Genomic DNA, 25,212 nt, shown 5'->3' on the forward strand with positions numbered 1-25,212 from the left:
TAAATCCATCTACATTTCGTCAGTGGTATTGCATCGTAAACTGCAATGTTCCATTTGCTTTGCCTGCACTCGTTGTATCAGATGTTTGGATATAGCCCGCCTCTAAAGGAATAGAATAACTCCCTGCGCCGCTATTTTTTTCACTCATAGTAATTAATTGCCCGAGCTTGATAGGCTGATTTTTATATTTAACTTGGATACCGTAACCCTTAGCGGTATTGCTGTCTGTTGGGTTACTTAAACCAATGGTTCCAGCTGTTTGTTGATCATCTGCAACACCATCAAATCGGATCTTAATTGGCGAAACCGGATCACAACTCAAATTAATATTAAAATCTTTGATACTGTCAGGGCTTACAGAGCCAACACCACTAAAACTCGATTTAGGTACAGCACCTAATGGCACATTAATATTATTATTCACAACATCACAGCCACTAGAGATAATGTTTAAAGAGGATAGATTAATTCGAGGTTCATTTTTTCCTACATAGTCACTGGTGATAAAGCCATTATTGTAGAGAATAAGCATAGCGACCCATGAAGCAGGGATCGTTTGTGATTTCACATTATCTCGTAATTTATAAAGCTTCATTTCTAATGACACAGAATAATTGCCACTAGTAGCATTGGTTGAGCAAATAAGGCGATTACTGTAGTTACCATCAATATTTTGCTGACCATCGACATAAGCAGAGCCACTACAACTCCCACCAATAGTGCCATGTAAGGTATAACCTACACCACTGCTATTAAGCTCTTTGACATAAGCTCCATTGACTCTTGGGCTTGATGCATTAAAAGAGCCGGGTAAATAAATCCCTGGTCTTACTGCACCACCGGAGAGATTCCACCAAGTCCATGCATTCACCGTACCTAAATTAATCGTTGCGACTTCGGTTAAAATAGGTGCTGAACGTGAGACATAAATGGGAGCGGAATAGGTGACGGTTTTAGTGGTAAGGTCAGCCCTAAACTCTGCAAATGTGGTTGATGTATACAAAACAGCAGACAGACAACCAAGAGTTATATATTTATTCATTGTGCTCACCTATCTGCATTCAAGTTGTAAAAATTGGATTTTTTCTGAAGCAAGATCCACATTTAACGTTGTTTGACACTGTTCAACGGCACTGTTGCCCCATTTAGCTCGCAACTGGCTATGTTCGGGGACACCATTTAAGAAAACCTCACCATCATTGGCGACAATCCCACTTGAAAGCAGATGTGCGTCTTTATAAATCTCAACTTGAGTACCAAATGGCAGTGGTATTCCGTTGTAGCGCAAGTTTGCAAGTACACGAGCGCCCTTTCTTGCTTTGAAATCGGCTAAGACAATTGCCCCTTTGGTTGGAATAACGGTTGTCGATGTTAATTCAACGTCGTTATTGCCCGTCAAAGAAGCGGGATCAACAGTCACTTTATTACGTTCATAACGTGAAACATTAGGAATAACGGCATAGCCTTGAGCATTGGTATAAAGGCTTTGTGCGCTGCTGACTTTTAAGTTATCAACATCTTCTGCTTTAATTAAAATGGCCGAATCGTAAATGGTACGAGATGGTGTTATCCCACCTTTATGAACCAAAAGTGCACCAGTCGCACCCCAATTCATTGATTGATAGCGTTTGTCGTAACTGTAACCCGCACTGATCTCGCCCCCTGAAGCACTGTAGTTGCCATTAACAGAGCCACTGTATTCTTGGCGAGAATGATTGTAGTTTTGGGATATATCATATTGCAGGTTGTTATCTTCCAACTGAGTACCACTTAAACTCACTGAACTAATAGAATCACCTTGTTTGCTGGTGTTATAGCGATAACTTAACCAGTTGTTATTCTGAGCAATATTAAATGGAAGACTAAAATTAATAGATAAAATTTGATCGGTTAATCCACTTTCTTGACGCTTGTTATAGGCATAAGAGACGCTATAACTTAATGCACGATAATTTGAGTTAAAACTCACATTTACATTGCGATCGACTCTGTCTTGATACCAATAATATTGTTGATAACCATTTAATGAGAGATAGCCCATATCCCCTAAAGATTGTGATACAGATAACTGAAACTGTTTTTTCTTACGATAGAGATGAGAAAATCGCTCATTAGCCGCTGAGAAATCGTAATAATCTTTTGTTGAATAGCGATAAGAAGCTAATGAAAAACCTGTTTTGGTATCAGGTAAATATTTCGAATATTGAATACGATAAGATTGGCCTTGGGCTTCATTGTCATTTATTAAGGTTGTTTTCGCGTGAGTAATGTCCGCAGAAACGGCACCTAAATAGCCAAGATTAACCCCAGTACCCAATGCATAAGCTTGATAATCAGCAGAGATTAATGTGCCACCATAAATGGAGAAATTGTAAGGAAGCCCATAAATAGCAGAGGTTTGAAAGAAATTAGGTTTTCTTGCCGCTGTGTCTGCATGATATTTACCAATATCTACACTGTATTTTAAGCTACCCGCACGTTGCATCATGGGAACAGCAGAAAAAGGTTGTGAAAAGGTGCGGGTTGTTCCATCGGCTTCTTCAATCGTAACTTGTAAATCACCACTGTAAGAAGTGGGATATAAATCTGAAATAGCAAACTCACCCGGTGGAACGGAGGTCTGATAAATAATGCTGTTATTTTGTCGAACAGTGACAACAGCATTACTTTGCGCGATTCCTCTAACAACGGGAGCAAATCCACGTTGGCTTTGCGGCAACATGCTTTCATCAGAAGCCAATTTAATACCACGATAAGGAATACTTTCTAATACATCATTATCAGAAGCGGTTTCACCTATAGTTAAACGACTTTTTAAACTACGAATATCTCGTTCAACATAAGTCTGTAAGCTATTCCACTGAGATGAATTATCACTGTTTTTATTGTAGTTACTGTGGTTACGTAAACGCCAAGCGCCCACGTTAACACCACTACGTAACCCTAAGAAAATAGAGTTACTATTATTTTGGTCATGATACCAATACTGATTTTGACGATAAGTGTAATTTACAAAGGCAGCATTTATGCCATCGTTCCACTGTGCTGGTGGAATATAGCCTTGCCCATAATTGTATAAAGCAATTTGTGGTACAGAAAACGACAAACGTGCTCGTGAAAAATCATACTCATACTTTGCATTTGGAATAACGCTAGCAATATCGGTAATTGTTGATGTGCTCGCTTGCTGGTTAAATGACGAAGTTGCAGATTCTTTCACTCCCCAATTTAATAAATCTTGTTTGGTGAGCTCTGGCGCTAGCGTCTTTTTTTCTTCATCAAAAATAAAACGGACTTGGCGATTATCAATTAATTTATTATTGAGATAAATATCAACAGAGTAGATACCAGGAAGTTGTCCTCCAGTATAAGAAAAATAATCAAGGCTATTAATATCCGCGACCTGATTTTCTATTCCTAAATTGAGTGCATCAGGGTTAAATTGCTCTTCAGCAATGACCTGATAAGGAAATAAAATAGAGGCTATCGCCATGGCAAGCACACAGTGGCGATAGAGATTATCAGTAGGAAATACCGGTAATCGTTTTGTAGATAATGCGATGATGGATAAAGTCATAACTCTACACTCTTAATTTAATACTTTATCTACAGTTGCACCGTAGTCATTAATAAACTGCACAGTGACTTTCTGAGAAATTGGACTCTCTTTAAGTAACACCACTTCTTGATAAGGGTTGACTAAAGGGTCGTAAGGGTAGCGTTTGTCATCAATAAAAATATGTTTGATCGTGAGGTGATAAGGTGTCTTGTTGTTAAGCACCAAGCCTTGACTTTGTTTTGATAATTCGACGTTATTAAAGTTAAGTGGCTCAATATCATGGGAGCGTAAAAAGAGTTTAAATTGAGAATTAATGACGAGTTGCAATTGATTCTCAGGGCTTTTTTCAACGGGTGGAATTGATTTTATATTAAGCCAATAGACAACTTCAGTATTGGAATTTAACGGTTCACCAGTATAGGAAATACGCGCAGTTCCTGTTCCATCAGGCTCGATACGAAAAAGCGGTGGTGTTGCAATAAAAGGGGTTTTTTCTGAGCCTTGAAAAGCAGAAACCCAACTCTGGATAAGATAAGGTTTTTCTTTATCGGTATTTAGAATAGGAATGCTTATTTCACGAGCATTATCGTTATAAACAAACCGAGTTCCCCCCACACTTACTCCAGCAGCATGGCTTACCGTTATGAGAGAAAATAATAAAAATAGAGTTAGAAAAATATTCTTTTTCATAAATGGCGCCACAAAGTTAAGGGAAATAAGAGGGTAATAAGGATTACCCTCGTTTTTTATTATTTATATTGGATGCTATAAACCGCAGATCCATTTGCTGGGCCTGGTGTTGCTTGGGCTGTTGCTTTGTAACGTGCAACATAATCTAAGTTAATTTCAGTCCCTTTGATTTCGACTTCTTTCGAATCGTCATATAGGTTTATTTGAGATACGGCATCTTTTTCAAACAGAGCGATACCTACATTTGTCGCGCCACCAGAGACTTGGTCAATGGCTAAAATATCGCTATCAATTGCGTCACGAGTCCCACCAAAACGGACAGCGACAGTCGTATCAACAGGGCAATCAACTAGTTTAATAGTGAAGTCTTTAAGGCCTGCAACTTCACCTTTAGTTGCTAAACTTTTTGATGATACTTTTCCTAAATCTACGGTTAGATTTTTAGAAGAGCTATCCACAGTACAGGCTTGATCTGTTATTTCTCCGGTAAAATTAATTGTGCCCGATGCAAAAGCAGCAGGTGCAGAAAGTAGAGAGAGACTCATCCCTAATAAATAGAGAGATTTATTTAATTTGCTCATGATCGGTCCTATATAAAAAGTAATTATTTTTACTTTTTAATTTATTTATAAGTATAGATTTAAGTATTGGTTTATTCGCATAGGAAATATGCCAATAAAATATAACATCACGAAAAATTTAAGTTAATAAAGATTTACATGAGTTTTTTTGTTTTTATATCAAATTATTTAATGTTAACTTTTAAAATTTAAATAATGTTTAATTAGTCACTAATTAAATTTTGATGTAGCCCATTTATTAAAGATGATAAGTTTGTAATATCTCCTGTTGAAAATGAATTTTTATTCAAATAAAGATAGAACTTATATTCTTTATCTTCATTACGCATATTTAATTGTTTAATCGTATTTTTATTCAATTCTTCTTGAACAACCGTTAATGGAAGTCGAGAATAACCAAGGCCTTGCTTAACAAAGTTTATTGCTGTTTCCACTGAGCCAACATGAATAATTTGATTATTATGATCGGCATCTGAGCTGTTAGCGAGTAAAGAAATATAGGTATGTTGTTGTAATTCCTTTGATAATTCATCATGTTGTAGATGTTGTAAAATACTCTCAGGGTGTGTCACTAACACCGTTTTAATGCTTCCTAAATCAATGGGTTGCAATGATTTTATATTGTAATGTGTTATCACCAAATCTTGATCTTTTTGCGCTAAAATATCTGATTTACTAAGCGCTGTTTTATGAATATTAATATCATAGTGTTTATTATCTTTAATAAATTGAGAAATTTTATTCCAGAAAAGACCCGAAATATATAAAGGATCTATGAGTATATTTATCTTTAACTTATTGTTAAGTATTAGATTTTTTGCCTCTTTTTCTAATGAAATCGCTTTTTCAGTAATTTCTCTAGAGAGTTCAAGTAATACTTTACCTTCATGAGTGAGTACTGCTCGTCTTTTCTCTAAAGAGAGGATTTCAACGCCTAAAGTCTGCTCTAATTTATTGATAGTATAGCTAATTGATGATTGTGTTCTATGTAATGCATCTGCGGCCTGAGCAAAGCCACCGTAGTCAACGACGGCTTGTAAGGTAATCCACTGATCGAGAGTCGTTCGGGATTTTTCCATAATGGAACCTTTATATTATTGTTTATTTAATACTCATTAAAAATGAAGCTAGCAATATATCTTAGCATTGTTAATAGGTACTAATACTCATTTTTAAATCAAGTTTAAAAAATATTAACATTATAATCTGTAATGTCATTTATTAATAAGTAGTACAATTGTGAGAAAAATATTTATTATTTTTTACTTTTTTTATTTAAAAGTTTTTATTTTATAAATTATATTTGGATTATTTTTATTCTTCTTTGTTAATTTTCCCTATATAACTAAAAAGTGTTACTTAGAATAATGACTAATATTTTATATTTATATTAGTATTGGTGTTTGTTCATTTTTTATTTTTAATTTGATATTTTATCAAACTATATTTTTTAATTAAGATGTGTTTTAATTTCTATTGTTTTAAAATAAGCCTGTATTTATTGTTTATAATTATTTTTCTTTTTATTTTTTTATCTATTCTTATTCTTTCTTAGCATTAAAACTTAGAATGTTAAATAATTCATATTTGGTTTAAGGTGATTAAAGTAAGATAAATAAGTCTATCTTTAATAATAAACACTATATGGTAATCTAAATTGGACTATATTTGGTGTTAAATGTTGATATGTGGAAGTGTTCTGCTATGTAAATCTATTAGCATTTTAAATGCTGATGTTAAGTTTTTTACGCTATTAACAGCTTAATTTATTTAACTTAGGGGATCGTAATGGTCAGTTAGATATAATAATTTAGAAGCTAAAAACTAACAAAGAGTAATTTCTACTCATTTAAGGAGTGTAATTAAGTATAAAAACGTAAAAACATGATTTAGATCAATAATTGGAGGTGGATTTTGGTTAGGAGTCCGATTCCGTTAATAGAACGGTAAAATAATAAAGGTAAGACAAAACACATTTCACCTTAAGGTAAATTAAATGCCTTATCCAAAATGACATTTTATTCTCTGGTTAAATTGGCCATTAGTTAGAAAAATATACTGCATTAAAAATGCTTGCCTGAAAAAATAGCGACCCTTTTATGATGCTCACTTTATTATCTTCATATTGCTACATTGTGATAGATAGTTTCTTTTTGTTATTAATTATCAATTTTATTAAACAAAAAATCAAAAAATAATCTGCCTTTTTTCTAGAAATAAGAGATCAAGAAGAGAATACGGATTAATTTTATACAATCAATGAGCTATAAGAGAAACAGATACACAGAGCGGGATGAAAAAGGTATTAGAAAAGGGGATGAAAAGGATGAGGAAGAAAAGAATAAAGCCATTATCTTTCTTTTTTTTTCGAGAAGATAATGGCTTTTTATCAAATTAATTGAAGTGGAACTTATAACCCGCCCACTTCTCTTGGTGTTGCTCGCATTGAGCTACGAATTGTATTACCCATCATATCCACTCTTGCTTGGAATGGTGGGAACGGTAATGGGATACCATGTTCTGCAAAGGCTAAGAGAATATTTTGATGGATTTCGTGTCTTGCTGGCATTCTATGCCCCATTTCTGCGGCATAAACACGTAATTCGAAAATCTGAATACCTTGTTGTAAATCGACCAAATAAACTTCAGGTGCTGGGTTTTCTAAAATCATCGTAGAGCGTTTAGAGGCTTCTAATAACACATTCGTTACTTGCTCACTGTTGCAGTCTGCTGGCGCAGGGATAGTCATTACGATACGAGTGACGGAATCTGACAGTGACCAGTTAATAAATTGCTCTGTAATAAAGGCTTTATTCGGTACGATAATTTCTTTTCTATCCCAGTCGGTCAACGTAGTTGCCCGTGTGTTGATCTTAGAAATATTCCCCGTCAAATTACGAATGGTGACGGTATCGCCAATACGGATTGGTTTTTCAAATAAGATCATCAATCCTGAAATGATATTGGCAAAAATTTCTTGTAAACCAAAACCTAACCCGACACCCATTGCCGCTACTAGCCACTGTAATTTTGACCATTCAATCCCTAATAAAGAGAAGCCCACAATACTACCAATTAAAGTGATGGTGTATTTGGTCATGGTAGTAATGGCGTAACCTGTACCCGGTGTTAAATCAAGATGCTGTAAAATAGCCAGCTCAAGCAAAGCAGGGAGATTTCGAACTAATTGGGTTGTGATAATAATGACGAGGATCGCCACTAAAATAGAGCCCATCGTGATAGGTTGCACTGTGTTAACGCCATTCACTGATGAGGTGACATCCCAAAGTCGAATATTGTCGACGAAAGAGAACGCAGTGTTTAATTCAGACCACAATAAGATCATCGAAACTAATGCGATCATCGTCAGAATAGAGCGAACTAAACCAATAGATTGCGCACTGATAGCATCAAGGTCTATTTCTTGTGCTTCAATTTCAAGTCCTACTGTGCTCTCACCACTGCTTCCGACAATTGTATTTTCATCTTCACCTTTTGCACGCTGAGCCAAAATTTCTGCACGTTTTTGTTTAGCTCGTTCAAAGGCTAATTTCCGGCGCTGAATAAGCATCCACCTTTGAATAATGTGATAAATAATCAGTAGAGCAAACCAAATGGCGACAGACATTTCTAAACGACCGAGTAAAACAATCGATGTAGAAAGATAACCTAACACTGCGGCTAAACCTGCAATAACCGGAGCAAGTAGCAAGAACCACCACAAAATGGTGTTGATCAGGTTATCACCAGATCCATGTTTATCTAGATAAAGCGGAACGTGGGCTTTTTTAAGGCTAGAAGTAATAAAGCTTAAGGCGATACAGAGCAGTAGGAAGCAGAAGCGACCAACTGTCGGTGCAAATTCTCTATCACTATAATATTCAAAGGTAATTAAGGACATCATCAGTGGAACGATGACAAAAATAGAAAGCTGGTAAAAGCGCATTGCTTTTTTAACACGGCTCTCTTTCCATTTAAATTGAGCTATAAACAGACCATTATGACGTGCAAAGGTTGCACTGATCATAAATAACCACAGTACTGGTGCCGCGGCTGTTACCCCATATCCAATCGCTCCTGCCATTGGATAACGCCATTCAACACTTTGTAAGCCATAACCTACGGCAGACCATAACAGAGGTAATGGTAACGCAATTAAAATAGACCAAAAGACAGTGCGTATCGTCAGTGAAAAGTGATCTTGTGTGACCTTACCAATACGGTTACTGACTCTTTCAAGAAATGCGTTGTAGTGTTTTCGAGTACGCAGGCTAAAACCCACAATTGATAAAGTGACAAATAGGAATAGGAACGTATCCTGATTTTTAAGCATGCTAACAGCCGCATGCCCTAATTGTGAAAAGGTATCTAGCGAAAGCAGTCGAGTGATATCTTTGACTAATAAAACCGGATAATTAAATTTGATAGGGCTGATATCAGCAACCCAGAACATATAACGGTTTGTTGCATCTTTTGTTTCTTTTAAAGCATCCGCTAATTGCGTTGTGGCAACTTTTAGTTTTGTTAATTCAAGAATTTGAGAATCATAACCGGATAGCAACGAATTCAATAATTCATGACGTGCTTGAATAAGAGAATCAAAAATATATTGCTGAGCTTCAGGCAATTTAGAGCCATCGGTAGTTTCTGGTGGCTGGATCTTACTTAAGTTTTCCAGCATATCCTCATAACCTAAACGCTCGACACGCAACTGAATAATATCTCTATCAAGCTCTTGTGAACGAGGCATTTCAGGCAAGCGGGAAAGTTGTGTTCTTAATGCTTCGCCCAATGCAGTAGAGCCACTTAGCCACTGTGCTTGTTCTCGAATAGTGGTGAGAGTTTGACGAACTTGTTGTGTCTGCTGTGTGGTAATGCGCTGTTTTTCTGATAGCTCGCTCATTTCCTGAGTTTGTTTATTCAAGATCTGAGAGAGTTCACGGTTAGTTTGGATCTGCTTTGTTAGAAACTCAGGAAGCTCACCACCTTTCTCCGCTAACATTTCTGTTTTTTCTAATGCGAGATCAGCGACTTCTTGGCGCTTTATATTTAATAAGCTGCGCAATTGTTGTAGTTGTACATCAAGACGTTGATAGCGTTTTTTAAACAATTCTAAGCGAAGGCGAGCGATTTCTTGGCGGTTATTAGCGGAAAGCTGTGCCATTTCAAGCTCATTAACCATCGCTTTACGTGCGGTCACTTCTGCTTGTGTGAGCTTATTTTGTGCTTCTGTTAACGGTGTTGTTGATGCACTGGCAGCCGCGAGTCTTGCCGTTGCATCACTGAGTAAACGGCGTGCTTCAGAAAGCTGTTGGGGTAATAAATTTAAAGATTCGCTAATTTCGCGGCTTTTATCTTGTTCTTGTTGTTGAAGCCTTGCTTGTTCCATTAATTGGCTGCTGATTTGAATAATTTTCTGTTCTAAATCAGGAATGCTAATTTTTTCAGGAATAGTGGGAACTGCGTGACTTTCCTCAAGAAGTTTGGTTCTTAGCTCTTGCGTAATTTGAGGGTAATCATCAATGGTTTTTTGATAGCTGTCTGCGTTTGTTTGCGCCTTTTCACCATCATTAATCCAGTTGATAGTCCCTTGTAGCGCCTGAACTGCCTCAATATCTTGAGGATTGGTGCTTCCTTCAAGTTGTTTAATATCTTGACGTAATTTCTCTACATCCGCTGATATTGCGGATGCGCTTAATGAAAACGTCAAAAAGAGCGAGAAGAAAAGACTGATTATCAGGCGCACAAAGTTACTCCGAATTACGTGTTATTCACTGATGGCATTATTGTCATTACCAGCGACATTGATGATGGAACCCAGTTGTTCCCCCATTAATGTAACGGAGCCATTCATAAGATCTTTATTCAATTGAACGGTATTTTCTGGGAAAAGGTTGATGACTGTTGAGCCTAACTTAAATCTGCCCATTTCTTCACCTTTTTTCAAGAATATCGCTCCTGCTTTATCCGCTTGAGGATATGTCCAACGTTTGATAATACCTTCACGAGGTGGTGTTACCATGCCACACCAAACTGTTTCAATACTACCAACAATCGTTGCACCAACTAGAATTTGTATCATTGGACCAAATTGAGTTTCAAAGAGGCAGATAATACGCTCATTACGTGCAAATAGATTAGGGACATTAGCCGCCGTTAATGGATTAACAGAGAAGAGATCGCCCGGAACATAAATCATCTCTTTTAATAAGCCATCGCAAGGCATATGAACACGGTGGTAATCACGAGGTGAAAGATATGTCGTAATAAACTGACCATTACGGAACTTATCTGCCAACATAAAATTACCAGCCAGTAATGCTTCAAGGGTGTAGTGATGCCCTTTGGCTTGCAAAATTTGGTCATCTTGAATTAGACCAAGTTGGCTTACTGCACCATCAGCAGGTAATGCAAGTGTGTCATCACCTTCAACGATAGGGCGAGCACCGTCTTTTAAAGTACGAATAAAAAAGTCATTGAATGTAGAATAAGCTTGGAATTGACTGTCTTTCGCTTCATTCATATCGACTTTATAAGCTTTCGCAAAAGTTTTAATAACAAACTGGGTGATGGCACCCGCTTTTTTATTTGCGAACCAACCTGCTAACTGTGTTAGCCATAATTTAGGCAATAAATACTGTAGTTTAATTTTTAGCTTGTCCAAAATGGCAACCTCTGGGATTAAACGATAAAAAATAGACAAAAGGGGTCTATTGTACCCACCCTTAATAGGGTTGTCAGTGAATCAATTATTAAGAGTCTAAATTAATATTCTTACGAACTTTCACCTGACTCATACTTTCTAAAATTCGATGGTAGTTTTCAAACCGCGTTTCTGCGATTTCGTTGTTTCTCACCGCTTCACTAATTAAGCAACCCGGATCGTCTAAGTGCTTACAATCACGGAATTTACAACCACCAAGGTATGGTCTGAATTCAACAAAACCTTTGGTAACTTGCTCTGGCGTTAAGTGCCATAAACCAAACTCACGCACACCTGGAGAGTCAATCACATCTCCGCCTTGTGGGAAATGGTAAAGCCGTGATGCGGTTGTGGTATGTTGACCTAAACCAGAGTTATCAGAGACCTGATTAACAACAATGCTTTCTTCCATTGGGGGTAACAGCGTGTTAAGTAAACTCGATTTACCAACACCAGATTGCCCAGCAAAAATAGAGATACGACCGATAAGCTCTTGAGTTAGTGCGTCTAACCCTTCTTTGGTATAGCTAGAAACTTCAAGGACGCGATAACCGATATCTTTATAAGTCTGCATCCATTCACTAACTGTCTTACGGCTTTCTTCATCTAACATATCGATTTTATTGAGCACAATGAGAGGTTCAACATTTAAGGTTTCACATGCTACAAGGTAACGATCGATAATATTTAAAGAAAGTTCAGGCAAAATAGCCGAAACGATAATAATTTGATCAATATTAGCGGCAATAGGCTTAATACCATCATAATAGTCGGGACGAGTAAGCACAGAAGTTCGTTCGTGCACAGCTTCGACAATACCATTTACGCGGACATTTTCTTGTGTTTGTAGCGCAGGACGCCAAACAACTTTATCACCTGTTACCAGTGATGAAATTGTGCGTCGAATATTGCATCGTGTAATAGTGCCGTCAGCAGCTTCGATATCGGCATGTTGACCAAAACGGCTGATCACTAAACCTTCGGTCGCTTCGCCTAATTGCGTATCGTCTAATTCAACGTGGTTTTTTTTCTCTTTGCTCTGCAAACGCTTTTTATGATTTTCTTGTACTCGGCGTTGCTGGCCTTTAGATAATTTACGTTTTGTCACCGATCCTCACTTGTATTATTCGGTTAGATGTTCTTCTGTCGTGCTTATTGAGTAAACGCGCTATGATAAACGCTAAAATATCATGTCTCACACTTAGAAACAGCTAGGATATATTATGTCAAAAAGCGAGAATAATCTGATCTGGATAGATCTGGAAATGACCGGTCTTGATCCTGAATGTGACCGTATCATCGAAATTGCCACTATCGTGACAGATCCTCAACTTAATATTTTAGCCGAAGGCCCAGTAATTGCAGTACATCAATCAGATGAACAATTAAGTTTAATGGATGAATGGAATACACGCACCCACACAGGCAGTGGCTTAGTTGAGCGCGTAAAAGCCAGTTCATATGATGATAATTCAGCACAAAAAGCGACAATTGAATTCCTAGAAAAATGGGTACCAAAAGGTGTATCGCCTATCTGTGGTAATAGTGTGGGGCAAGATAGACGTTTTCTATACCGTTATATGCCAGAGCTAGAGCAATATTTTCACTACCGTTATCTTGATGTGAGCACATTAAAAGAATTAGCACGTCGTTGGAAACCTGAAATTTTAGAAGGTTTTGAGAAAAAGAATACGCATCAGGCACTGGATGATATTCGTGAATCTATTGCAGAGCTTGCTTATTATCGTAAAACCTTTATTAAAGAGTAAAAAGCGTGCATTGATGATTGATATTGCATCATTGTGATGATTTTATCGACATGTAATCAAAAAAACGTATTTTTTTGTTGATAAAGGCTTGCGGTTAAGCATTTTTCTCGTATAATGCGCTTCCCGTACCGATGAAGAATTTTGTTTGTACGGGTGTAAGAAAGACGCGGGAATAGCTCAGTTGGTAGAGCACAACCTTGCCAAGGTTGGGGTCGCGAGTTCGAGTCTCGTTTCCCGCTCCAATCTTTCTTAGACAGTTATAAGTAGTGTTATGCGACGCGGGAATAGCTCAGTTGGTAGAGCACAACCTTGCCAAGGTTGGGGTCGCGAGTTCGAGTCTCGTTTCCCGCTCCAAATCTTTCACTTATAATTGTCAAAACTTACCAAATGCGGGAATAGCTCAGTTGGTAGAGCACAACCTTGCCAAGGTTGGGGTCGCGAGTTCGAGTCTCGTTTCCCGCTCCAAGTTTTTTCTCTTCTGCTTTATCAAATCTCATTTTTTAATCCCCATAAAGAAAATTTTAAGTTTTTTCTCTCGCTTTTTTAAATATCGACTACACTGTTTTAGGGTGCAAGTTAAGGGATTTTACTTAATACGCGCAAAGAGAGTGTGTGGGATTTTTTACTCAAAAAAGAAAATGTCATTACTGCATGTAAGATCAAGCTATTTTTTTGTGATCTATCTTTGATCTTTGCTTGCATTTCTATTTTGACAGCACTAGAATGTGCGCCTTTCCTCATTTAGAGGGGAAACGAGAGGCAAGATCATTTTTTAGGTTTTAGGCCTTTATTCTGTTAAACATGCATTGAATAGTATTTTAGAAAAAGAAAAGGGTTTTTCAGGCTTTTCTTTAAAAAAACGTGATATATATTCTACTATTCTTAAAATCTTCCCAAATCGATTTATCCACAGTGAGATGCTAATAACCACTGCATCTAAGCACTATTTATTTTTTTACTGCACAGAGTTATCCACAAGCACGTATCATTAAGTGATAAGGATATTATTCTCTTCAATAAATTGATTGGATTTTATATCTAATTGATAACTAAGTTTATTTTATTTTTTTTAAATTTTGGGTCTTAGTTCGCTTGAATTTTTTGTTCATGTTGATAGGCAAGGGATTTTTATTTTATTCACAGAGGAAATTAATAGTTACTCGTAATGCGTTTATTCTGTTAAAAATTAAGCGTCGCGAGGTAAGCCTTTAGTTATCGCCCTTACTAAGCGTTTTTGTTGTGAAGTCTGTATTTTTACTTCTTTTTCATTTCTCTTCGCTGTCTGTTGTGCAATCGCCCAGTTTAAATGTTCATCTAAAACATCACTCAATCCAAAGCGTTCTTGCAAGGCAAGTATAATTTTATCTTGATAAGGTGCATTTCCTAACGCCACGCTAATATTTCTAAGCCAACGTAAATAGCCAATACGACGGATCGGTGATCCCTCTGTAATACGCAGAAATTTATCTTCATTCCATTGAAAAAGATCGAGTAATTCTGGGGTATGAAGTGCTCTTCTCGGAGAAAAATCTTCTTCGTCAGTCAGTGATGAAAAACGATTCCAAGGGCAGATAAGCTGGCAATCATCACAACCATAAATACGATTACCCATTAGAGGGCGAAATTCTTCAGGAATAGCACCATCGAGCTCGATAGTGAGATAAGAAATACAGCGACGGGCATCAATAGTATAAGGTTCAACAATGGCACCTGTCGGGCAGGTTGTCATACAGGCGACACACTTACCGCATTGCTCTTCAACTGGGCTATCCGTAGGTAATGGCAAATCAATCAGAAGTTCACCAAGGAAAAACCAAGAGCCAGCTTGATTATTAATAACAAGTGAGTGTTTACCAACCCAACCAAGTCCTGCCTTAACGGCTAATGGTCTCTCCATAATAGGTGCGGAATCAACGAAAGGACGAAAGTTGACTACCCCTTGATATTCGAATTGCTGACAATATTGTGAAATTCTTTCGCCGAGTTTTTTAAGACGCTGTCTTAATACTTTGTGATAATCCCGACCAAGTGCATAACGACTGATATAACCTTGCTCAGGATTATTTAAGGTTCGTGCAAAAGCCGCATCTGTGGGGAGATAATTCATTCTTACACTGATAACACGTAATGTACCCAGAACCAGTTCATGAGGTCTGGCTCGTGTCATTCCATACTTTTCCATCCATGCCATTTCACCATGATATTGCTTATCTAACCACGCTTGTAGGCGAGGCTCTTCAAGTGATAAGTCAGTATCACATATCCCTGTTTGTTGAAAACCTAGCTCAGAACCCCATAATTTTATGTTTTGAACGAGAAGATTAAGATCGAGTGATGACATGAATAAACCGAATCAATAGGTAAGAGGTGAGTCCTAAGAGCGCGCAGTGTATCATAGTGAGGCAGTAGGAAAAATCCTCGCAACAAATAGATTTATGGTATGGTTATTTGATAGTGATTTCGATAACTATTTGCCTTAAGAAAACATATAAAGCTTAGTATTGGATGTTCTCCGACGATCTCTCTTTATTAAGCCGTTATAACTTAACAATAGATTATATTAAATATGAAAGAATGGGTTGTTACATTAGAAGATGAAGCGGCGACAGTTAAACTCGGGCGTACTGTTGCAATGGCGACTAATCATAGCGGATTGATCATTTATTTATATGGCGATCTTGGTGCTGGAAAAACAACCTTTAGCCGAGGCTTTTTGCAAGCACTTGGTCATCAAGGGCATGTCAAAAGCCCAACATATACATTAGTTGAGCCCTATATGCTTTCGCCAAATCCTGTTTATCATTTTGATCTTTATCGTTTAGCTTCTGCTGAAGAGCTAGAATTTATGGGAATACGCGACTATTTTGAGCAAGACGCGTTATGCCTTATTGAATGGCCATCGCAAGGCGAAGGTTTTTTACCTAACGCGGATTTAGAACTTCATTTAAGCTACGAAGATGAAGGTCGAAAAGCGCGTTTTGTTGCCCTTTCACAAAGAGGGAATACTGTTTTATCCCGTATTCAGTCTGCATAAAGGAATATTGATTATGTCGAGTCTCATCACTATTGTGAGTCAAAGTCAGCGCTATGTTGTTGCCTTTCTGTTGGTTGTTTTGTCTTTATTTTTTGTGCAAATAGCACAAGCCGCTACTGTGACAGAAGTAAAAGCAGAAAACGGTATTTCAGCAACAACTCTCACATTCACTTTTAGTGATGGGAAGCCGAGTTATCGATATTACTCATTAAAAAGTCCTGATCGTTTAGTGATGGATTTTAAACAGAGCACAAAAATCACGGGATTACCGGCAACATTAGGCAATGGGCAGTTAGTTCATAAAATTCGCTCAACACAATCAAAAGATAGCCAATACCAAAGTATGGTTGTTGAGCTTGCTCAGCCTGTTGTGGTAACTGAAAGTTTGATGAATGTGAGTGGTGGCTATAAGTTAGTGCTTACTATCAAAACCATGAATAGCCGACAAAATAGTAATGCTCAATCGACAGTAAGTGTCGTTGCGTTATCACCGACTGCAACAGCAACTACATCAAATTCCAGTACAAATACAAATTCAAACACAAATAGGGAAATGGCACCTTTAATTACCAAGCCGACACCTGAGGTTGCGCCCGTTATTCCTATTGTAAAACCACGCACCACACCTTCAAAACCACAAGCGGGCTCTCGTCAAATTATTATTGCAATAGACGCGGGTCATGGTGGACAAGATCCGGGCGCGATTGGTCAGAAAGGTAATCGTGAAAAAGACGTAACGCTAAGTGTGGCAAGGAAGTTGGAAGCACGCTTACGTAATGATCCTATGTTTAAACCTGTTCTGACACGTAGTGGCGATTATTTTATCTCAGTTGCTGGGCGCTCTGAAGTTGCCCGTAAGCAAAGTGCGAATATGTTAGTGTCTATTCATGCAGACTCAGCACCAAATCGTAGTGCTAGAGGCGCGTCTGTGTGGGTGCTTTCTAATCGTCGTGCAAACAGTGAATTAGGTAAGTGGCTTGAACAAAGCGAGAAGCAATCTGAATTACTTGGTGGTGCAGGTGATGCTTTATCTGATGGCGCTGATCCTTATTTAAGTCAAACAGTACTTGATTTGCAGTTTGGTAATTCACAACGAGTGGGTTATGACGTTGCTGTTGCCGTATTGTCTGAACTAAGAAAAGTGGGCTCACTACATAAGAAAACACCAGAGCATGCGAGTTTAGGTGTTTTACGTTCACCTGATATCCCTTCAATTTTAGTTGAAACAGGCTTTATCAGCCACGCGTCAGAAGAGCAGTTACTGATTTCTGATGCTTATCAAGAGAAACTTGCGGCGTCAATTCACGCGGGTTTAAGAAATTATTTTCTGGCTCATCCTTTACAAAACGCGCCTAATTGATTGAGTAAAATGGAATAAAGGTAATGGCGATAAATTTATTACCTCCTCAGCTTGCAAACCAAATTGCCGCAGGGGAAGTTGTTGAAAGACCAGCCTCTGTCGTTAAAGAGTTGCTGGAAAATAGTTTAGACGCAGGCGCGACCTCAATTGATATTGATATCGATAAAGGTGGTGCCAAGCTTATTCGCATTCGTGATAATGGATGTGGTATCAATCGTGATGATTTGAAGTTAGCACTTGCTCGCCATGCAACTAGCAAAATATCAAGTCTTGACGATCTCGAAGCCATAATGAGTATGGGTTTTCGTGGTGAAGCCTTAGCGAGTATTAGCTCAGTTTCCCGTTTAACACTGACATCGCGTACTCAAGATCAAGAAGAAGCGTGGCAAGCTTACGCCGAAGGTAGAGATATGGCAGTGACTGTTAAACCTGCCGCTCATCCTGTCGGAAGTACAGTTGAAGTACTTGATCTCTTTTATAACACGCCAGCAAGACGTAAATTCTTACGTACTGAAAAAACAGAATTTGCACATATTGATGAAGTGGTACGTCGCATTGCGTTATCACGTTTTGATATCTCTATAAATCTTACCCATAACGGTAAACGAGTTCGACAATATCGTGCTGTGAAAGATGAAAGTCAGCAAAATCGCCGTTTGAGTGCGATTTGTGGTAATAATTTTGTCAATCAATCAATGCATTTATCGTGGGAACATGGTGATTTAGCAATAAAAGGTTGGGTAGAGCATCCTTTATCACCAGTGCAAAGTAGTGAACTTCAGTATTGCTATGTGAATGGACGAATGATGCGTGATAGGTTGATTAATCATGCTATTCGCCAAGCTTATGAAGGATATTTGCAAGGAGAGCAGCAACCTTCTTATATCTTGTATTTAAGCGTTGATCCTCACCAAGTCGATGTAAACGTGCATCCTGCGAAACATGAAGTTCGTTTTCATGAATCTCGTTTGGTTCACGATTTTATTTATCAAGGCGTGTTGAGTGTTTTACGACAAGCAACGCAAGAGCCTTTATCACTGACTTCAGATGACGAAGAAGAACACGAAATAGCGTTAAATTTTCCTGAAAATCGTCAAGTTGCAGGTGAAAACGTATTTTCTCAGCCTTATCAAGCACCAATGGCTCAAACTCCGTCAAATACATCATCACACCACTCTAATGAACGAGAGCACAATAATAACTCTCATCAAAAACAGGCCTCTCAATTTGGAGGTAGTCGGCAGTTTGGTGAAAGTTATCAACGGACACAAGGTGCGCTTTATCAAAAAATGATGGAAGAAAGTGTATCTACATCAAAAGATAAAGAAAAAATACCCCTATTTCCTGACCGTGCCCCATTGAATTTAGGTGAAATCGTTCATACAACTAATAATATCGAAGAAGATGTTATTTCGGTGATGCCTCGTTCCGTCAATGCGAAAGATGGGCAAACTGATTATACTTTTGGGCGAGTATTGGCAATTTATCAGCAGAAATATGCGTTAATAGAATCTTCACAAGGTCTTGGGCTGTTATCATTGGAAGAAGCTGATTTTCTGTTAAAATGTGCGCAATTACTGCCTAAAGATGAAACATTGAAGCCACAACCTTTGTTAGTACCTTTAAAATTGGCATTGAGCAAAGAAGAAATTAGTGTATTTAATCAGTTTCAAACGCTAATTAGTCATTTCGGGATCGTTATCGAAATTTCTCACGGTAAAGCAACAATACATGCGGTGTCGTTACCTTTGCGTCAGCAAAATTTACCTGTGTTACTGACCGCATTATTAGCCTATTTGTCAGCAGAACAATCTTGTACCGAGCAACAACTTGGACAATGGCTTGCAAGACAATTAGGGGCAGAGCCGGCGCAATGGTCGCAAGCTCAAGCAGTAGGATTATTGGCTGATATTGAAAGACTTTGCCCTCAATATGTCAGACAGCCAGCAAAAAACTTATTACAATTAATTGATTTACAACCGGTGGTAGTGGCATTAAATAATGAGCGATGTGAACACGCAAATAAAACCTAAAGCAATTTTTCTAATGGGACCTACAGCGTCAGGTAAAACAGCATTAGCAATTGCACTGAGACAAAAACTGCCTGTAGATATTATTAGCGTGGATTCAGCTCTTATCTATCGTGGTATGGATATCGGTACAGCGAAGCCGGATGCGAATGAGCAATCGCTTGCTCCACATCGATTAATTGATATTCTAGATCCCGCATTTCCCTATTCCGCTGCGGATTTTCGACGTGATGCATTAAATGCAATGGAAGAAATTACTGCGGCTGGGCGAATTCCACTATTAGTGGGTGGGACTATGCTATATTTTAAAGCGTTACTTGAAGGTCTATCGCCTTTACCTAGTGCCAATTCGGATGTTCGTGCTGAAATAGAAAAAAAAGCAGCAGAGCAAGGGTGGGAGGCAATACATAAAGAGTTAGCATTGGTTGATCCTGTTGCAGCACAACGGATCCACCCTAATGATCCTCAACGACTTTCTCGTGCGCTAGAAGTTTACCTGATTTCAGGTAAGACAATGACGGAATTGACAAAAATATCAGGCGAGTCTTTGCCCTATGATGTTTATCAGTTTGCGATTGCTCCGAAAGATAGAAATGTTCTTCACCAACGCATTGAAGCCCGTTTTAAACAGATGTTAACGTGTGGATTTGAAGATGAAGTAAAATCATTATATGAACGGGGCGATCTGCATGAAGATTTACCTTCTGTACGTTGTGTCGGTTATCGCCAGATGTGGTCATATTTATCAGGCGAAATAGATTATGATGAGATGGTTTATCGAGGGATCTGCGCTACCCGGCAATTAGCGAAGCGACAAATCACCTGGTTAAGAGGTTGGAATGACATTCACTGGCTTGATAGTGAAGATCCAAAACAATCTCTTGACACTGTTTTGCAGGTAGTTAGTGCATAGATGGTAGGTTTGTGTAAAATTGATAGTTGCCAAAGCGCAATTTTTGAGTAGTTCATTTTTCGAACCAATTGGGTTCTAATATAAAACAACAAAATAAGGAAAACATAGAATGGCTAAGGGGCAATCTTTGCAAGATCCTTTCCTGAACGCATTACGTCGTGAAAGGGTTCCCGTTTCTATCTATTTGGTAAACGGCATTAAATTGCAGGGTCAGATCGAATCTTTTGACCAATTTGTTATTTTGCTGAAAAACACAGTAAGTCAGATGGTATACAAACATGCTATCTCTACCGTGGTACCTTCGCGTCCTGTTTCTCATCATAGCAACACAGGCACGAACCAAACTGGTACAGGCTACAATGGTGGCGCTGCTCAGCAGGATGATGTTGCAGAATAATAATCCAATATTATTCTTGATATAAGAAAAACATAGGTAGGGAGACTTTACCTATGTTTTTTCCTGTTTTTATAAAGTCCAAGAGGTTTCGCCTTTGTTTGATCGTTATGAAGGTGGCGAATTAGCCGTTTTAGTGCACGTCTTCTTTTCTCAAGAAAAGGACGTTGATGATTTGCAAGAATTTGAATCTTTGGTGACATCTGCGGGTGTTAAACCAGTTCAGATTATTACAGGAAATCGTAAAGCGCCTCATCCTAAATATTATGTGGGTGAAGGTAAGGCAGAAGAAATTGCTGAAGCTGTAAAAGCAAGTGGTGCAGATGTTGTTTTATTTAATCATGCACTGACACCTGCACAAGAACGAAATCTGGAAAGACTTTGTGAATGCCGTGTGGTTGATCGCACGGGAGTTATCCTTGATATTTTTGCTCAAAGAGCAAGAACCCATGAAGGAAAGCTACAGGTAGAACTCGCCCAGTTACGTCACTTATCAACTCGTTTAGTCAGAGGGTGGACTCACCTTGAAAGACAAAAAGGGGGGATCGGGTTACGAGGACCAGGTGAAACTCAGCTAGAAACAGACCGCCGCTTACTCCGAGGTAAAATTAGTCAAATTCTAATGCGATTGGGTAGGGTTGAGCGTCAGCGCGAACAAGGACGGCAAGCGCGGAGTAAAGCTGATATTCCAACATTATCCCTTGTTGGTTACACAAATGCAGGGAAATCGAGTTTATTTAATCATATTACCTGTTCTGATGTGTATGCAGCAGATCAGCTCTTTGCAACATTAGATCCGACATTAAGACGTATTCAAGTCGATGATGTGGGAACCGTTGTATTAGCCGATACTGTTGGATTTATTCGACATTTACCTCATGATCTTGTTGCTGCTTTTAAAGCCACTTTGCAAGAAACACGAGAAGCTACCTTACTTCTTCATGTGATTGATGCAGCAGATAGCCGTTTTGAGGAAAATATTCATGCAGTTGAAAGCGTATTAGAAGAGATTGATGCTCAAGAAATACCAACACTGCATGTTATGAACAAAATTGATCTTCTTGAAGACTTCACTCCAAGAATTGATCGAAATGAAGAAAACTTACCCGTTAGGGTTTGGGTTTCTGCACAAACAGGCGAGGGTATTCCTCTGTTGTATCAGGCGTTGACAGAACGTCTTTCAGGTGAGATCGCACACTTTGAATTACGTTTACCGCCAGAGAATACAGGGCGCTTACGTAGTCGTTTTTATCAATTACAGTCAATAGAACGTGAATGGATTGAAAAAGACGGTAAAGTTGGGCTAATCATACGTATGCCTATGGTAGACTGGCGTCGCCTTTGCAAGCAGGAACCAAATTTATTGGATTACGTGGTCTGATATTCGGCCATAATAATGAACATTAACTGAGAGCTGGCGACGAAATCGGCTCTTAAGCCTGATAAATCTAATCATAATAATGGAGCTAGAACATGGCGTGGAATCAGCCCGGTAACAACGGACAAGACCGCGACCCGTGGGGTAACCGAAACAGCGGCAATAATAATGGCGATGGCAACGGTAACTCCAACGGTAATCAAGGAGGTCGGAATCGTGGAGCATCAGATCTCGATGATATGTTCCGTAAACTGAGTGAAAAACTTGGTGGTTTCGGCGGTAAAAAAGGTGGAAACTCCTCTTCTGGGCAAAATGGCGGTCCTCGTAGCAATGCTGGAAATCTTTTGATTTCTCTTGCATTAGGTGCGGTTGTCGTGGTTTGGGCTGCAAGTGGTTTTTATACCATCAAAGAGGCAGAACAAGGCGTTGTGACTCGTTTTGGTAAATTTTACCAAATCGTTGAACCTGGTCTGAACTGGAAACCGACTTTCATTGATGAAGTTCAGCCTGTTAACGTAAAAACTATCCGTGATTTAACCACGGGTGGCATGATGTTAACGTCAGATGAAAACATGGTTCAAGTCGAGATAAACGTGCAGTATGTTGTCTCTGATCCAGAAACATTCCTATTTAACCTGACAACACCAATTAACAGCTTAGGTCAGGCAACTGACAGTGCAGTGCGTGGCGTTATTGGTCGTTCAGAAATGGAAAAAATTCTGACTTCTAACCGTTCAGAAATTCGTGACCAAACACGTCAAGAATTAGAAGAGACTATCCGTCCTTATAACATGGGTATCTCGATTGTGGACGTCAACTTCCAAGTGGCTCGCCCACCAGAAGCGGTAAAAGCGGCATTCGATGACGTAATTGCTGCACGTGAAGAAGAACAAAAAACAATCCGTCAAGCTGAAGCTTATAAAAACGAAGTGTTACCGTTAGCAAAAGGTAACGCGCAACGTATGATTGAAGAAGCAACCGCTTATAAAACCAGTGTGGTGATGAAAGCAGAAGGTGAGGTAGCTAGCTTTGCTAAAATCTTACCTGAATATCGTGCTGCTCCTGAAATTACTCGCGAGCGTCTTTACATTGAAACGATGGAAAAAGTGTTATCAAAAACACGTAAAGTCATCGCTAATGATAAAGGTAATAGCATGTTAGTGCTGCCTTTAGAGCAAATGCTACGTCAGCAATCTCAATCTGCACCATCAAATACATTTGAGGCACCTGCTCGTATCAACACGCCCGCGCCAACTGTAAATCCAGCACCGGCACAAAAACCAGCAACAACGACTTATGGTAATGGTGGATATGGTAGTAATAATGGCGGTTATGGTCAGCCTTACGGCAATAATCAAGGAGGACAATAATCATGCGTAAAGTTATCGCTGTTGTTGCAGTTATTATTTTAGCGTTGTTGTACTCTTCTGTGTTTGTCGTTCAACAATATGAGCGTGGCATTATTTTACGCTTTGCAAAAGTTGTACGTGATGCTGAAAATAAACCTGTTGTTTATGAACCAGGTCTTCACTTTAAAATTCCATTTATTGAGAATGTGAAAAAACTGGATGCGCGTATTCAAACTATGAATATCCAGCAAGACCGTTTCTTATCAGGTGAAAATAAAGACTTATTAGTCGATTCTTATCTGAAATGGCGTATCAGTGATTTCAGCACCTACTATCTGGCAACAGGTGGTGGTAACACAATGCAGGCTGAAACTTTACTGCGTCGTAAATTCAGTGACCGTTTACGTTCTGAGATTGGTCGTATGAGCGTAAACCAAATTATTACGGATTCTCGTGGTCGTTTAACCATTGATGTTCGTAATGCACTGAATGAAGGTACTCCTTCTCGTGATTCAAGCGCTGCTGATGATGCAATTGCGATTGCAGCTAAAAAGGTGGCTGAAGAAACTAAAGGCCAAGCTCCAGCTATCAATATGAACAGTATGGCGGCTTTAGGTATTGAAGTGATTGACGTTCGAATCAAGCAAATCAACTTACCTATGGAAGTTTCTGAAGCGATTTACCAGCGTATGCGTGCAGAGCGTGAAGCCGTTGCTCGTCGTCACCGTTCACAAGGTCAAGAGCAAGCAGTGAAAATTCGTGCAGCTGCTGATAAGACTGTAACAGAGACACTGGCTGAGTCTGAGCGTGAATCATTACGTCTTCGCGGTGAAGGTGATGCTCAAGCAACTAAACTGTTTGCTGATGCATTCAACCAAGATCCAGACTTCTATGCCTTCATTCGTAGCTTACGTGCTTATGAGAAGAGCTTTAACCAAGACGGCAATGACGTCATGGTGTTAAGCCCAGATAGCGATTTCTTACGCTATATGAAAGCACCAACAAAAGCGCGAGCGATTGAAGAGTAATTTCCAAACGCGTTAAACCGTTTGAGTAAATAATAAAATCCTCCACCTTAAAAAGTGGGGGATTTTTTTTGATATCAATAAGATAAAGTGAGTAATCAAGCTAAGAAATAAATAATTGTGCATAAAAAGATGAAAATTTACGCTTAATGGTTTCCAAAATGGTTTTAGCTGGGATAGTATAAAGTGAAAATTGCATTTCAAGATAAACCTTCGGCAATTCCGAAGCGTCTTCTTCGCCGTTTTCACTTTTATGTCACTCTGCTTCCTGTTTTTGCGATCAAAACTGTTGATAAAAGTCACAATATGTTTGTGATGCGGATTTTTCGGGCAAAAATATTGACAATGGCAAGATAATCTATTGCTTAAAAGCGGGGATGACATAATTAGATAAAATCTACTGTAACTCTTGAATTGAGATGGTAAA

The 25,212-nt window shown here is 38.7% G+C and carries 19 protein-coding genes and 3 tRNA genes; 13 read left to right on the forward strand and 9 right to left on the reverse strand.

Features of this window, described 5'->3' with window-relative positions; all coding sequences use genetic code 11:
- Window positions 1-19 precede the first annotated feature (19 nt).
- The 8 genes from EHE21_RS01110 to rsgA all read right to left on the reverse strand — a co-directional run bounded on the left by EHE21_RS01110 (window position 20) and on the right by rsgA (window position 12,641).
- A complete protein-coding gene (locus EHE21_RS01110) occupies window positions 20-1,042 on the reverse strand; it encodes a fimbrial protein (protein ID WP_194951635.1) in 1,023 nt (340 codons plus the stop codon).
- 9 nt (window positions 1,043-1,051) lie between these two features.
- Window positions 1,052-3,577 carry a fimbria/pilus outer membrane usher protein gene (locus EHE21_RS01115; protein WP_194951636.1) on the reverse strand — a complete coding sequence of 842 codons (2,526 nt, stop codon included), beginning with the start codon at window positions 3,575-3,577 and terminating at the stop codon, window positions 1,052-1,054.
- A 12-nt stretch (window positions 3,578-3,589) separates the two neighbouring features.
- Window positions 3,590-4,249, reverse strand: a complete 660-nt coding sequence (locus EHE21_RS01120; protein ID WP_194951637.1) for a molecular chaperone — start codon at window positions 4,247-4,249, stop codon at window positions 3,590-3,592.
- Window positions 4,250-4,308: 59 nt separating this feature from the next.
- The gene (locus tag EHE21_RS01125) at window positions 4,309-4,830 is read right to left on the reverse strand and encodes a fimbrial protein (protein ID WP_194951638.1); all 522 of its coding nucleotides are present in this window, start codon (window positions 4,828-4,830) and stop codon (window positions 4,309-4,311) included.
- Between the two features lie 203 nt (window positions 4,831-5,033).
- Window positions 5,034-5,909, reverse strand: coding sequence for a LysR family transcriptional regulator (locus tag EHE21_RS01130; protein WP_194951639.1), 876 nt, complete (start codon window positions 5,907-5,909; stop codon window positions 5,034-5,036).
- Between the two features lie 1,331 nt (window positions 5,910-7,240).
- Entirely contained in the window at window positions 7,241-10,576 is a 3,336-nt protein-coding gene (gene mscM / locus EHE21_RS01135) for a miniconductance mechanosensitive channel MscM (protein WP_088494012.1), read from the reverse strand.
- Between the two features lie 21 nt (window positions 10,577-10,597).
- A complete protein-coding gene (gene asd / locus EHE21_RS01140) occupies window positions 10,598-11,494 on the reverse strand; it encodes an archaetidylserine decarboxylase (RefSeq protein WP_194951640.1) in 897 nt (298 codons plus the stop codon).
- Between the two features lie 88 nt (window positions 11,495-11,582).
- Window positions 11,583-12,641, reverse strand: coding sequence for a small ribosomal subunit biogenesis GTPase RsgA (gene rsgA, locus EHE21_RS01145; RefSeq protein ID WP_088494010.1), 1,059 nt, complete (start codon window positions 12,639-12,641; stop codon window positions 11,583-11,585).
- A gap of 115 nt (window positions 12,642-12,756) precedes the next feature.
- Here rsgA and orn point away from each other — a divergent pair, with 115 nt between their 5' ends.
- The 4 genes from orn to EHE21_RS01165 all read left to right on the forward strand — a co-directional run bounded on the left by orn (window position 12,757) and on the right by EHE21_RS01165 (window position 13,767).
- On the forward strand, window positions 12,757-13,302 hold the full coding sequence (gene orn, locus EHE21_RS01150; RefSeq protein ID WP_006535770.1) for an oligoribonuclease: 546 nt from the start codon (window positions 12,757-12,759) through the stop codon (window positions 13,300-13,302).
- A gap of 166 nt (window positions 13,303-13,468) precedes the next feature.
- Window positions 13,469-13,544 (forward strand) — tRNA-Gly (locus EHE21_RS01155).
- A gap of 36 nt (window positions 13,545-13,580) precedes the next feature.
- Window positions 13,581-13,656 (forward strand) — tRNA-Gly (locus EHE21_RS01160).
- 35 nt (window positions 13,657-13,691) lie between these two features.
- Window positions 13,692-13,767, forward strand: a tRNA-Gly gene (locus tag EHE21_RS01165).
- Window positions 13,768-14,488: 721 nt separating this feature from the next.
- Here EHE21_RS01165 and queG read toward each other — a convergent pair.
- Window positions 14,489-15,643, reverse strand: coding sequence for a tRNA epoxyqueuosine(34) reductase QueG (gene queG, locus EHE21_RS01170; protein ID WP_194951641.1), 1,155 nt, complete (start codon window positions 15,641-15,643; stop codon window positions 14,489-14,491).
- A gap of 225 nt (window positions 15,644-15,868) precedes the next feature.
- Here queG and tsaE point away from each other — a divergent pair, with 225 nt between their 5' ends.
- From tsaE to EHE21_RS01215, 9 genes are all read left to right on the forward strand, one after another.
- Entirely contained in the window at window positions 15,869-16,336 is a 468-nt protein-coding gene (tsaE, locus tag EHE21_RS01175) for a tRNA (adenosine(37)-N6)-threonylcarbamoyltransferase complex ATPase subunit type 1 TsaE (RefSeq protein WP_088494008.1), read from the forward strand.
- A gap of 13 nt (window positions 16,337-16,349) precedes the next feature.
- Entirely contained in the window at window positions 16,350-17,696 is a 1,347-nt protein-coding gene (locus EHE21_RS01180; RefSeq protein ID WP_194951642.1) for an N-acetylmuramoyl-L-alanine amidase, read from the forward strand.
- Between the two features lie 23 nt (window positions 17,697-17,719).
- On the forward strand, window positions 17,720-19,729 hold the full coding sequence (gene mutL, locus EHE21_RS01185; protein WP_194951643.1) for a DNA mismatch repair endonuclease MutL: 2,010 nt from the start codon (window positions 17,720-17,722) through the stop codon (window positions 19,727-19,729).
- Window positions 19,698-20,639 (forward strand): tRNA (adenosine(37)-N6)-dimethylallyltransferase MiaA, encoded by a 942-nt coding sequence (gene miaA / locus EHE21_RS01190; RefSeq protein WP_069369879.1) that lies wholly within the window; start codon window positions 19,698-19,700, stop codon window positions 20,637-20,639. Before mutL ends, miaA begins: the two co-directional genes overlap by 32 nt.
- 109 nt (window positions 20,640-20,748) lie before the next feature.
- The gene (hfq, locus tag EHE21_RS01195) at window positions 20,749-21,036 is read left to right on the forward strand and encodes an RNA chaperone Hfq (RefSeq protein ID WP_075672788.1); all 288 of its coding nucleotides are present in this window, start codon (window positions 20,749-20,751) and stop codon (window positions 21,034-21,036) included.
- Window positions 21,037-21,130: 94 nt separating this feature from the next.
- Window positions 21,131-22,414 (forward strand): ribosome rescue GTPase HflX, encoded by a 1,284-nt coding sequence (gene hflX, locus EHE21_RS01200; RefSeq protein ID WP_109394715.1) that lies wholly within the window; start codon window positions 21,131-21,133, stop codon window positions 22,412-22,414.
- Between the two features lie 92 nt (window positions 22,415-22,506).
- The gene (gene hflK, locus EHE21_RS01205) at window positions 22,507-23,781 is read left to right on the forward strand and encodes an FtsH protease activity modulator HflK (protein ID WP_109401981.1); all 1,275 of its coding nucleotides are present in this window, start codon (window positions 22,507-22,509) and stop codon (window positions 23,779-23,781) included.
- A 2-nt stretch (window positions 23,782-23,783) separates the two neighbouring features.
- Window positions 23,784-24,788 (forward strand): protease modulator HflC, encoded by a 1,005-nt coding sequence (gene hflC, locus EHE21_RS01210; protein ID WP_109394711.1) that lies wholly within the window; start codon window positions 23,784-23,786, stop codon window positions 24,786-24,788.
- A gap of 183 nt (window positions 24,789-24,971) precedes the next feature.
- Window positions 24,972-25,142: a hypothetical protein gene (locus EHE21_RS01215; protein ID WP_167394834.1), complete on the forward strand. Its 171-nt coding sequence runs from the start codon at window positions 24,972-24,974 to the stop codon at window positions 25,140-25,142.
- The last annotated feature ends 70 nt before the right edge of the window (window positions 25,143-25,212 follow it).

This window comes from Proteus sp. GOKU, from assembly GCF_015475555.1.
Lineage (GTDB): Bacteria > Pseudomonadota > Gammaproteobacteria > Enterobacterales > Enterobacteriaceae > Proteus > Proteus mirabilis_B.